This window comes from Nonomuraea sp. NPDC049480 (genome assembly GCF_044465905.1).
Classification (GTDB): Bacteria; Actinomycetota; Actinomycetes; order Streptosporangiales; family Streptosporangiaceae; genus Nonomuraea.
The window spans coordinates 255,133-267,537 of the sequence record NZ_JBITMD010000013.1 but is presented as its reverse complement, the minus strand read 5'-3'; the positions used below and the strand labels follow the sequence as shown (position 1 = coordinate 267,537).

The 12,405-nt window shown below is 67.6% G+C and carries 3 protein-coding genes; all 3 read left to right on the top strand.

Going from position 1 to position 12,405, the window contains the following annotated elements; translation table 11 throughout:
- Nucleotides 1-56 precede the first annotated feature (56 nt).
- The 3 genes from ACIBX3_RS33820 (at nucleotide 57) to ACIBX3_RS33810 (ending at nucleotide 11,889) form a co-directional block, all read left to right on the top strand.
- The gene (locus ACIBX3_RS33820; RefSeq protein WP_397124164.1) at nucleotides 57-4,487 is read left to right on the top strand and encodes a LamG-like jellyroll fold domain-containing protein; all 4,431 of its coding nucleotides are present in this window, start codon (nucleotides 57-59) and stop codon (nucleotides 4,485-4,487) included.
- Nucleotides 4,488-4,652: 165 nt separating this feature from the next.
- Nucleotides 4,653-11,417, top strand: coding sequence for an RHS repeat-associated core domain-containing protein (locus ACIBX3_RS33815; protein WP_397124162.1), 6,765 nt, complete (start codon nucleotides 4,653-4,655; stop codon nucleotides 11,415-11,417).
- Between the two features lies 1 nt (nucleotide 11,418).
- Nucleotides 11,419-11,889: an SUKH-3 domain-containing protein gene (locus ACIBX3_RS33810; RefSeq protein WP_397124160.1), complete on the top strand. Its 471-nt coding sequence runs from the start codon at nucleotides 11,419-11,421 to the stop codon at nucleotides 11,887-11,889.
- Nucleotides 11,890-12,405: the final 516 nt, after the last annotated feature.

The following is a 12,405-nucleotide window of genomic DNA, read 5'->3' as shown; positions in this document are numbered from 1 at the left end:
GGCGGAAGACATGCCACGCGAACAATCGATCCCGATCGTGTACCAGGGGAGTACGCATGGAGTTACGCAGGTGGATGGCCGTCCTGGCTGCGGTGTCACTGGCCATGGGGAGCCTGGTCGTCGCGGTGTGGATGCCGCCGAAGGCGGGTGCCGGAACAATGGATGCCGCGACCGCGTGGATGGTCAAACCGCTGTATCGATTACGGGGCACCACCGGCAACGACAATACGCTGTTCACTCCCTGGGAGACGGAATACGACAACGCGGTGACGAAATGGGGCTACACCCCCGAGGGGCAGGTTCTGCACGTTTCCCGCGAGGCGGTGACGGGCCTGTTGCCGGTATCCGGTCTGCGCAAGACGGGCGGCGATCGCATCTTCACCCTCGACATGGCCGAGCGCGATCAGGCCATTGCGCAAGGCTACGTGGATGAAGGCGTTCGGTTCCATGCACAGGCGGCGGGCGGAGAGGGACTGCTCCCGGTCCATCAGCTGATCAAGGGGCCCTCTCACCGGTACGTCGTGGGTGAGGCGGAGAAGGCACGCGCGCTTGCGGAAGGCTGGACGTACCAGAAGGTCGCCTTCTACGGGCGGGGTTCCTTCAGCAAGAAGTTGCTGGTCAACGGGGAGTTCACCACCGATACTTCGTCCTGGCAGGCCGCCGGCCCGACCACGGCGGCGGTCGAGCACGGCGCGCTGAAGGTCATCGTGGGCGACGGCACCACCGAACCGGGGCAAGCACACGTACGCCAGAGCGGGCGGACCTTGCAGGCCAAGAAGACGTACACGCTGTCCTTCGACGCCCACGCCACGGCCGAGGTGACGATCCGGGCCGTGCTCTGCGAGGAGAGCGAGTCCTGCCCGGAGATCTTCGCCACGGACGTGGAGTTGCCGGATCAGCCGCAGCGCTTCGCCTACACCTTCGACTCCACCGCGGACACCGCCGAGGGAGCGCTCACGTTCCAGTTCGGCGGCAAGGGCGAGCTGACGGCCTTCCTGGACAACGTATCGCTGGTGGAACAGAAGTGGACCGTCTCCACCGATCCGAAGCAGACCGAGGCCGACGCGCTGGCGGCGGCCGAGGCCACGGGGCAACTGGTGGAGGTGCTGGCCGAGCGCGGTGAGGCACGGGAGGTGTACGCCACCCCCGAGGGCACGATGTACGTCAATGACCGGCTCACCCCGATCCGGATGAAGCAGGGTGACACGTGGGTCCCCTTGTACAACGGCCTCCGTCTCAAGGACGGGGCGGTCCGGCCGTACACCTCACTGGTGGACCTCAAGCTGTCGCCCGGCGGGACGGGTCCGATGGCCACGCTCACCCGTTCCGGCCACACGATGTCACTGACCTGGCCGAGCGCGCTTCCCGCGCCGACCTTGGAGGCGGACACCGCCGTCTATGCCGGGGTGATGGGGCCGGACGTGGACCTGCGCGTGAAGGCCACCGCGGACGGGTTCGCGCACACGCTGGTGGTGAAGACCGCCGCCGCGGCCCAGGACCCTCGGCTGGTGAGCCTGACCCTCGGCCTGTCCGCGCCGACGCTGACGGTGAGCACCAGCGCGGACGGCACGCAGGAGGCGGTCGACCCGGACAACGGAGCGGTGATCTTCGAGGCGCCCAAACCGATCATGTGGGACTCGGCACCGGCGCCCGGTGCGCCGACCGGGGGGACGGTGGGTGAGGACGGCCCGGTGGACCCGCCGACCACCCAGGCCACGGACGTGGCGCCCGGGGACGCGTCGAAGATCGCCACGATCGGCACCGAGCTGTCCGACGGTCAGCTCACGCTGACCCCGGACCCGGCCATGCTGACCGCGGCCGACACCACGTTCCCGGTGTACATCGACCCGATGTACCGCACGCCGATGAGTTCGGCGAACCTCATGGTGGCCAGCAGCGGGTTCGAGATCTACAAGTTCACCAAGGACCAGGGGATGGGCCGTTGCCCGATCGGCCTGCCGTCCAGCGGCAAAAGCTGCGGCTCTCCGCACAAGAAGCGGCTGTTCTACCGCATCCCCACCGGCTGGCTGGCCGGCAAGCAGGTCCTGTCCGCCGAGTTCCACGTCCGGGAGGTGTGGGCGGCCTCGGGCAGCAAGCGGCCGGTGAACATCCATCTGGCCAAGGCGTTCGGCAAGAACTCCACCTGGAACTCCACCACCGACAACTGGCTGCGCAAGCTGGACAGCCGCAATGTGGCGAAGGGCTGGTCGGGGTGCGCCAACAAGTCCTGCCCGGCCGGGGACGTGCTGTTCAACGTGACCTCGGGTGTCAGGGAAGCGGCGCAGAAGGGCTGGCGTGACACCACGTTCGGGCTGCGCGCCGCCGACGAGGGCGATCAACTGGCCTGGAAGCGGTTCGAGTCGCGCGCCTGGTTGCGCGTGCACTACAACCGGCCGCCGCTGCAGCCGAAGATGAGCCAGCTGGAGATGGAGCCGGGCGGCCCGTGCAAGGGGCCGGGCAACCCGTCGGTGTTCAACTGGTCCACGCCGAAGCTGATCGCCAAGAACCTCCGCGACCCCGACACCTACAACCGCACCGCCGACAAGGTGCGTGCGGAGTTCCTGGTGTCGTGGAAGAACGCCGCCGGGCAACACCGGGAATGGCGGCACCTCACACCGCCGAAGAGCGCCAAGTCGGGTAAGGCGGGAAACAGCTTCATGGCGCACGTTCCGCGCGGGCTGCTGCCGGAGAACACCGTCATCAACTGGCAGGTCCGGGCCCAGGACAGCCGCAAGGGCAAGGGGCCATGGAGCTCGAACGGGGCGGCGACGGCCTGTTACTTCGTCTTCGACACGAAGGCGCCTCCGCTGCCGACGATCACCTCGCCGGGGGCCGAGGGGTACGTCGCGGAGAATCCCCTGGATCCGACGCAGGTGCCGCAGGACGGCATGGGCCGCTACGGCAGGTTCATCGTCACCTTCGACCCGTCCGTGACCGAGTGGGCGTTCGCGGTGAACGAGGACCCCACTCACTTCCGCAAACGGACCGCGGGCAGTGCCACCGAGACGCTGCAGATCCTCCCCAAGGTCGTCGGCAGCAACAGCCTCTACGTACGTGTCAAGGACCAGGCGGGCAACTATTCCAAGGGTTCGGCCGTCTACCGGTTCCGGGTCGCTCCGGGCCGCGCGCCGAAGGCCCACTGGAAGCTCAACGACCCCGCGGGTTCCACCACCCTGGCGGAGACCGGAGGCCGCTACCCGGCCCGTACGGTGGGCACGCCGCAGCTCGGCGTGGCCGGTTCCCGTGGCACCGCGATGGCCGGCAACGGCACCACCGCGTTCGCCCGCACCGACTCCGCGGTGCTGGACACCACGAACAGCTTCACGGTGACCGCATGGGCGAAGCTGCCGGACACCCTGCCCCAGTCGTACGCCACTGTGCTGGCCCAGGACGGCGCCAACGTGTCGGGCTTCTGCCTGCGTTATGACCCGCAAACCCGCCAATGGGTGTTCTGGCGCACGAACGCCGACTCGACGTCGGCCCCCTCCTCCAGCGCATGGTCGGCGAAACAGGCCAAACCTGGCGAGTGGACGCACCTGATGGGGGTCTTCGACTCGGTCGCCAAGAAGGTCCGCATCTACGTCAACGGCGAGCCCGGCACCGAGATGGACTACACCAGCGCCTGGCCGGCCAACGGCGCGCTCACGATCGGCCGGGTGCTCTGGGGCAAACAGCAGCTCGACCACTTCCCCGGAAAGATCGACGACGTCCGCGTCTATGACCGGGTCGTCAGCGTCGAGGAAGCGGCGGCGCTGTCGAAGGAGATGCTGACGGTGACGCACAAGTGGCACCTGAACAACTCTCCCGGCGACAGCGGCGAGGGGATGAGAACGCCGGTGAAGTTGTACGGCGGAGCCCGCTTCGTGCCCACGACCCCCATGAGCAACAGCGTCGTGCCCGGTTCCTTGCGCCTGCCGGGCGGGACGGGCGACCACGCCGGCATCGAGTCGGCGGTCCTGGATCCACGGGAGAGCTTCACCCTCTCGGCCTGGGTGCAGACCAGCGGCCAAGCGCGAAAGGCGATGACCGTGCTGAACCTGCCCATGGCGAGCGGCAGCGCACTGACGGTGAAGTTCGATCCCACCCGCGGTGACCCGGACATGGGGGAAGCCGGCCGGTACGTCGTGGAGATCCCCAACGGCCCCGCCGTGGAACATCCTGCCTTCCACACCGGGATCGGCGACTGGGACCACCTGGCGATCGTCTACAAGGCACGGGACAAGACGCTGGAGTTCTGGGTGAACGGCACCCTCGAAGCGGCTCCGGAGGCAGAGGTCAAGTCCTACCGGCACAACGTCACCCTCTCCGGCCCCATCACCTCGGCGCAGATCGGCCGCGGCGGGGCGGCGGTCAACTGGTCGGGCCACGTCGACGACCTGTGGGTGCTGCGCGGCCCCGCGGACGAAAGCCTGATCGACCTGCTGTCCCTGTGGTCGGAGATGTCGACCGTCTCCGAAGACGCGCTCAACGACAACACCCCTGATTGACCCTGCTGCGGGGTCGCCGCGCCATCGCGGCGACCCCGCCATCCCCCTCCTGCTTCCACTCTCTTCCTTGGGAGGTACGGCATGCGCGTCCATGCCGCACGCCGACGTCGTTCCTTATCCCGGATGCTCCGGGCGGCTCTCACCTTGCAGCTCACAGTCGGACTGATGGTCGTGCCCGCGACCTTCCGGCCGGCGACAGCCGCGTCCGAGCGGGACCGGCCCAAACCCGTGGACCGGGAACGGGTCGTCCCCGGCAAGCCCGCTGCGGTGAAACCGCGGATCACCGAACCGAAGGCGCCCGATCCGGTGGCGGCCTGGCCCGTACCAGGCACGGTCGAGGTCGACCTGGCGGCAGCCGCCGTCACCGCCCGCCGGGCCGGTGCGCTGGTGGCCGCACCGGCTGACGCGTCGTCCACCGGCCGGGTGCGGATCCAGACCCACGACCGCGCCGCCTCGCAACGCGCGGGGGTCGGGGGCCCGATCTATACCGCGGCCCGCACAGCCGGATCAGCCGGCAAGATCACGATGAAGGTGGACTACGCCCCCTTCGCCGAAGCCTACGGAGGCGGCTTCGGCTCCCGCATGCGCCTGGCGGCTCTGCCCGCATGCGCCCTGACCAGCCCGGACAAGGCCGAGTGCCGGCATGCCGTACCGCTGAAGGGGCGCAACGACACCGCGGCCAGGACGCTCAGCGCCGACGTGGATCTCGGCGCCGAGCCGATGGTGCTGGCCGTGACGTCCGCAGCATCGGGCGACAAGGGCGACTTCGGGGTCACCTCGCTCTCGCCGTCGGCCACCTGGCAGGTCAGCCCCCAGACGGGTGACTTCTCCTGGTCCTATCCGCTCCGGGTACCGCCGGTGCCCGGCGGGCTGGTCCCGAACCTGGCTGTCAACTACTCCGCGGCGTCCATCGACGGCCGTACGTCGAGCACCAACAACCAGGCGTCGTGGCTCGGCGACGGCTTCGAGCTGTCGCCCGGGTTCATCGAGCGCAAGTACAAGCCGTGCAAGGACGACGGCGTGCCGAAGGACCCGACGTACCAGGTCGAGCCGATGGACCAGTGCTGGGCCTACGACAACGCCACGCTCGCCCTGGGCGGATCGGGCGGCGAGCTCATCCCGACCGGCGCCGACACCTGGGTCCTGGCCAAGGACAACGGCACGCGGGTCCAGCGTCTCAAAGGCACCGACGGCGACACCGGGAACGGTGACGACGACAACGAGTACTGGCGCGTGACCACCCCTGACGGCACCCAGTACTACTTCGGCAAAAACCGCCTGCCGGGCTGGACCTCCGGCAAACCACAGACCAACGCCGCCTGGGACGTTCCCGTCTTCGGCAACAACAACGGCGAGCCCTGCCACAAGGACGCCTTCAAGGACTCCTGGTGCCGCCAGACCTGGCGCTGGAACCTCGACTACATCGAGGACACCCACGGCAACGCGGTGACCTTCTACTACGCCAAGGAGAAGAACTACTACGCCCGCAACCTGCGCGCCGCCGACGACACCGCCTACATCCGCGGCGGCTACCTGACCTCCATCCAGTACGGCTTGCGCAGCGGCAACCTCTTCCCGGCGACACCGCCGGCCCAGGTCGACTTCACCAACGCCGAACGTTGCCTGCGTCCCGGGGACGAATGCGCCGACATCACCGCCCATCCGGCCCGCTGGCCGGACGTGCCCTGGGACATGAACTGCAACGAGGGCACCGAGTGCAAGGACGGCAAGGGTACGGCGACGCCGAGCTTCTGGACCCGCAAGCGCCTGACGAAGGTCACCACCAAGGTCGTCAACGCGGCGGGCACCGGCCACCGCGACGTGGACTCCTGGGAGTTCAAGCACCTGTGGGGCATCGCCGACGTGGACCGGCAGCTCAAACTCACCGACATCGTCCACACCGGCCACGCCGGGCCCACGCCGGTCACGATGCCGCCGGTGAGCTTCGTCTACCAGCAACTGGCCAACCGGGTGGACAAGCTCGGCGACGACGTCGGCCCGTTCATCAAGGAGCGGGTGGCCGCCATCCAGAACGAGACCGGCGGCAAGCTCGACATCACCTACTCGGAGATGGACTGCACCCCCTCCGACCTGCCCGCACCGGCGAGCAACCGGCGGCTCTGCTTCCCAACCTTCTGGCAGAACTCCAACGGCGGGGCCGATCCGAGTCTGGACTGGTTCCACAAGTACGTCGTGCGGGCGCTGATCCAGACCGACCTGACCGGCGGCGGCTCGGACATGGTCACCCGCTACGACTACAGCATCGGCAAGCCCGCCTGGCACTACGCCGACGACGACGGCATCACGCCGGAGAAGTTCAAGACGTGGTCGAACTGGCGCGGGTACGACAAGGTGCGCGTGATCGGCGGTGCGACCAGCGCGGCCAGCGGCGGCACCCCGTCCCAGACCGACTACTGGTACTTCCAGGGCATGCACGGCGACCGGGCGTCGGCCTCCGGCGGCACCAAGACCGTCACCGTCGAGGACGGCGAGGGCGGCACCCACACCGACCACGAATCCCTGCAGGGCATGACCCTGCGCACGGTCACCTACGACAAGCTCGGCGGCGTGCCGGTGAGCAAGTCGGTCTCCACCCCGTGGCACCACCAGACCGCAGCCAAGTCCCGCCCCTGGGGCACGATGACCGCCAACCTCACCGGTACCAAATCGACCCGCACCTTCGGCCTGGTCGGCACCACTTGGCAGCAGACCCGCTCCACCGTGACCGAGTTCGACCTGACCACCGGTGCAGCGCTGACCACCGATGACGAAGGCGAGGTCGGCGTCTCCGGCGACGAGGAATGCACCAGGACCGAACAGACGGCTGACGGAGCGCGGGTGCTGCGGCTGCCGGCCCGGGTGAGCACGGTGGCCCGCCGGTGCGCCGCCACCCCTGATCTGACCGACGACCTGGTCGCCGACGTACGCACCTACTACGACGACAAGGCGTTCAAAGCGGCGCCCGTGCACGGCAACGTGACCAAGACCGAGCGTGCCACGGCGGCGAGCGCGACCGCGATCACCTCCTACCAGGTGATGGCCCGGTCGAGCTATGACGCCCTGGGCCGCACCAAGACCATCACCGACGCCGCCGGGCACATCACCTCCACCGACTACTCCGAACCGCACGGCGTCACCACCCAGGTGATCACGACCACCCCGCGAGCCCGGGCCGCCGACCCCGACTCGGCCATGAGCACGACCCGGGTGCTCGATCCGGCTTGGGGCCTGGCCATCCGGGAAACCAGCCCCAGCGAGAAGACGACCATCGCGCAGCGGGACGCGCTGGGCCGCACCTCAAAGGTCTGGGGGCCCGGCCGCACGGTGAGTCAGGTTCCGGACAACGAGTACCAGTACCTCATCAACGCCGGCGCGATCGTGGCCGTGGCCGCGAAGACCCTGACCAACGACGGCGGTCAGCAGACCTCCTACACGCTGTTCGACGGCTGGCTGCGCCCCCGCCAGTCGCAGGCCCCCGGCCAGAACGGCACCACCAAGGGCCGGATCATCTCCGACACCGTCTACAACGGGGCCGGGCAGGTCCACTACACCTTCGCGCCCTACTACGCCGACGGCGACCCGCAGCCCAAGCGGTTCGGCGTGGCGGTGGTGGGCGCGGTGGAGACCCAGGAGTGGAACACCTACGACGGCCGCGGCCGGCTGCTGGCCGAACGGCTGCTGTCCGGCAACAGCGACGGCGCGGCCAACGAGCTGTGGAACACCCGTTACGAGTACGGCGGCGACTGGACCAAGGTCATCCCGCCGACCGGCGGCACCCCGGTCACCACCTACACCGACGTGCACGGCCGTACCCGCGAAGTGCACCAGCACCGCGCCGCCGGACCGGTCGTCACGAAGTTCGGCTACAACCACCGCGGCCAGCAGGAGTCGGTGACCGGCCCGGGCAACCAGGTCTGGTCCTACTCCTATGACCTGCTCGGCCGCCGGGTGCAGTCGAACGACCCCGACCGCGGCGTCGAGAAGACCGCCTACGACAACCTCGACCGGCCGGTGCTCAGCACCGACGCCCGGGGCCACAAGATCGGGATCGAGTACGACGGGCTGGGCCGCGCGATCGCCAAGTACGACGCCACCAGCTCATCGCCCGGCACCAAGATTGCCGAATGGGTGTACGACACCGTCCGCAAGGGCCAGCTGACCAGCTCCACCCGCATCGTCGGCACCGACCGCTACACCACGCAGGTGGAGGCCTACGACAACCTGGACCGTCCCCAGAGCACCAGGGTGACCCTGCCCGCCAGTGAGGGGGCCCTGGCGCCCGCCGGCGGCTACGTCTTCGACGCCAGCTACAACCTCGACGGCAGCGTCGCCGCGACCAGCAGTCCCGCCGTCGGCCGCCTGCCCGCCGAGAACATCGCCTACACCTACGACGACCTCGGCCGCCTGGTCTCCACCAAGTCCCAGCTGTCGACCTACCTCATCGGCACCGACTACACCAAGACCGGCAAGGTCATCGGACTGCGGATGCAGTCCGGCGGCACCGGAAAGCAGATCGACCAGACCTTCGACTACGAGTTCGGCACCGGCCGCCTGGCCAAGGCCACCACCTGGCACTTCGGCATGCCCGGCACCGACCGCAGCGCCCAGTACACCTATCAGCCCGCCGGGAACATCACCCAGATCAAGGACAGCTCCCGGGACGGCGTCGACAACCAGTGCTTCCGCTACGACGAGCTGTCCCGCCTGTCCGAAGCCTGGACCCAGAACAACGACGGACCCTGCGCCGAAACCGGCGCGAACACCACCGTCGACGGCCCCGCCCCCTACCGGGCTGCCTACACCTACGACGACACCGGCAACCGCCGCAGCGAAACCCTCTACGGCGGGGGCCCCGCGGGCGGCGTCCAGCAGTCCGACCGCACCTACATCTACGACCCGGCCAAGGCCCACCGCCTCACCACGGTTTCCGGGGCTTCCTCCTACGCCTACGACGCCTCGGGCAACACCACGGAACGCCGGACCCAGAACGGCAACCAAACCTTGACCTGGAACGCCGAGGGCGAACTCGTCAAGGTCAGCGACGACAAGAAGGGTGAGACCAGCTTCCTCTACTCAGCCGACGGTGATCGCCTCATCCGCCGCGACAAGGATGGCACCACGCTGTACCTGCCCGGCCTGGAGGTCCACCTGGCCAAGGGAGCCACCAGCCCCACGGCTCGCCGCTTCATCGGCAACGCCATGCGCACCACTATGGGGGTCACCTACCTCCTGGGTGACCACCACGGCACGGCCGAACTGGCCATCAACGCCGAGACCGGCGCACTCAGCCAACGCCGCTACACCCCGTTCGGCGCGCTGCGCGGCAACCAGGGCGCCTGGCCCCAGGAGCACGAGCGCGGGTTCGTCGGCGGCATCACCGACACCAACACGGACCTGACCACGCTCGGCGCCCGCAGTTACGACCCGGCCACCGGCCGCTTCATCTCCGTCGACCCTCTCATCAGGATGGGCGACTCCCAGCAGATGAACGGCTACAACTACGCCAACAACAACCCCGTCACCCTCGCCGACCCGACCGGCATGGAGCCCTGCTGCACCGGCATCGGCTGCACCAAGTCCCTCGCTCCCCCCTGCCGAAACGGCCAGTACGACAGCGACGAGTGCGAAGGCCCCTGCGACCGGGGCGCAGCCAGGGACAGTCTGGGTAACGCACGCGACTCAGCGCAGAACGAGCGCCAGCAGCACCAGCAGACCGTCAAGCGGAACGCCGTGCTCGAAGCCTTAAAAGCCGCCGGCATAGGCTTCATCAAAGATTTCCTCAAGATAGAGGACATCAAGGGCTGCTTCGGCGGCAGCGTCGGCAAATGCGTCAGCCTGATCCTCGAATTCGTGCCGGCCAAGAAGATCGGCGGCCTGATCTGGAAACTGTCCAGCAGGGTCCGGATGGGGATCAAGATCTACAAGAAGGTCCAGGGCGCCATCAAGGCGGCCCGGGGGCGGATCGAAGAGCTCGACGCGAAAATCGCCGACATCGACAAGAAGATCGCCGCCCTGGACGACTTGATGGCCCGCGCGGCGAAACGCAGCAAGAACCCGAAGGTGGCCCGCGGCTCGGGCGGCAATTCCTGCCCGCTCTCCAACAGCTTCACCCCGGACACCAAGGTCCTGCTCGCCGACGGCTCCAGCAAACGCATCGACCAGCTCAAGCCCGGCGACAAGGTCCTGGCCACCGACCCGGAGACCAGCCGCACCGAGGCCAAGGAGATTCTTGCCACCATCGCCGGTGACGGCGCCAAGAACCTCGTCAGCATCACCGTGGACACCGACGGCGGCAGCGGAAAGGCCACCGGCGACATCATCGCCACCGACGGCCACCCCTTCTGGATAGACAGCGAAAAGGCATGGCGTGACGCCAAGGACCTGCGCCCCGGCCACCTCCTGCGCACCGCCGCCGGCACCTACGTCCAAGTCACCGCCGTCGAGTCCCGGACCGCCCAGGCCCGTGTCCACAACCTGACCGTCGCAGACATCCACACCTATTACGTGCTGGCGGGGGCCACCCCGGTCCTCGTGCACAATTGTGGCAATTCCACGGATGGTGATCTCATTGCCGCGGCTCGCGAGGCTGCCGGCGACGCCCCCCAAGACGCAACCATGACGGCGGTGGCCCGGATCAGGGGAAGTTCGAATCCCGACGAATGGGAAGTCGGATACTCCGGCGGTTCCGGCCGCGTGGCGATTCATCCTGATATTGATCTGTCGCGCGGCGGGCAATCCTTCGAAGGGGACGCTGGGAACTGCGCTGAAGTGCGCGCCTGTAGCCTGGTGCTGCGAAACAATCCAGGCGCGACGCTCAGCGACATCGAGTACGTCGTGGTGCGATCCCGGACGGGCGAAGTTGGCCAAGCGTGCCCGTCATGCCTCAGCACATTGGTGCTGAGGGGAGTGAGAGACATTGGGGGAGAATAGCGTGAATGGCCGCTTCCCGCCCGATGTGGAACGCCTGTTGCGTTCCGCTGGGTGGACCCCTGGTCGAGCCGTTGCGGTGGAGCCGTGCCTCATGGCGTGGCGATCGCTGGGGCTTGACGAGGCGGCCGGACCTGTGAGCTTCGTGCGCGAATTCGATGGCCTGTTCATTCAGCACCCTCCATTCGTGGACATCGCTGATGTGCGCCACTTCGATCACACACGTTTCGATACCGCTCACTCTGTCCGCGGAATCTGGCCGACGGTTCATCGCGAGTACACGAATCTCGCTGGAACAGATCTCTATCCGGTGGGCGAGAACAGGTCGCACATGACCTTGATGGCCGGTCGAGACGGAAGGCTTTTCGCTGGAGTAGATAACTTCCTGTTCGTCTACGAGGGCGATCTGGAAACCTCATTGGTGGCGATTTGCCAAGGGATTCCACCTACCCTGATCGGGGAGTGGTCACTCTAGCCTCGACCTAGGCGACGGTGACCGCTTCTTGTAGCGACCCAATCACGTGCCTGTTTCAGGTGGTGGTCAGCCAGGCGGCCTGACCGGCGCGTCGGACTGGCGGAGTTCCACCACCTTTGCCGTCCCTTGTCGGGGGATAGGGTGGTGCGGAGTGGGTCTGTAGCTGGGGGTGATCGCAGTGGCGATCATCCCCAAGGATACGACGACCCTTGGGGCTCGAGCTGTAGTACTCACGTAAAGAGCGCAGGCCGCATATATCCGGAGGGCTTTGCACTCCTCGACCTGCCGTGTGTCCAGGTAGGTCATCGACCGAGGGCTCCAGTGATGCACCTGTCACGGAATGCGACTCGCCAGATCACCGAGCCGCATGTTCGTCTCATTCGCATATCGCCAATGCCTACGCCTCGGACACGCTAACTTTTTTCACAAAATAGGGATTCGTCTCGCTCGCATGTCGCTGAAACCATTCGTCGACACCCGGTCAATCGTGGACAGGTGATCGGGTGGGCCTGGGAC